The sequence below is a fragment of the Paenibacillus sp. 2TAB19 genome (assembly GCF_052115185.1).
GTDB lineage: Bacteria > Bacillota > Bacilli > Paenibacillales > Paenibacillaceae > Pristimantibacillus.
The window spans coordinates 1-444 of sequence record NZ_JBFRGE010000229.1 but is presented as its reverse complement, the minus strand read 5'-3'; the positions used below and the strand labels follow the sequence as shown (position 1 = coordinate 444).

At 53.7% G+C, this 444-nt stretch carries 1 rRNA gene; it reads left to right on the top strand.

Annotated features, from left to right (window positions below):
- Positions 1-391, top strand: a 16S ribosomal RNA gene (locus AB4Z33_RS31200); the annotation flags it as partial.
- Positions 392-444 lie beyond the last annotated feature (53 nt).

Below are 444 nucleotides of genomic sequence, written 5' to 3'. Positions count from 1 at the left end.
GGAGACTGCCGGGGTCAACTCGGAGGAAGGTGGGGACGACGTCAAATCATCATGCCCCTTATGTCTTGGGCTTCACGCATGCTACAATGGCCGGTACAAAGGGTTGCGATACTGTGAGGTGGAGCTAATCCCAAAAAGCCGGTCTCAGTTCGGATTGGGGTCTGCAACTCGACYCCRTGAAGTCGGARTCGCTAGTAATCGYRGATCAGCAAYGCYRCGGTGAATACGTTCCCGGGCCTTGTACACACCGCCCGTCACACCATGGGAGTGGGTTGCAAAAGAAGTAGGTAGCTTAACCTTCGGGAGGGCGCTTACCACTTTGTGATTCATGACTGGGGTGAAGTCGTAACAAGGTAACCGTAGGGGAACCTGCGGTTGGATCACCTCCTTACCTGAAGATACCTTCCCGCGCAGTGTCCACACAGATTGTCTGATAGAAAGTAA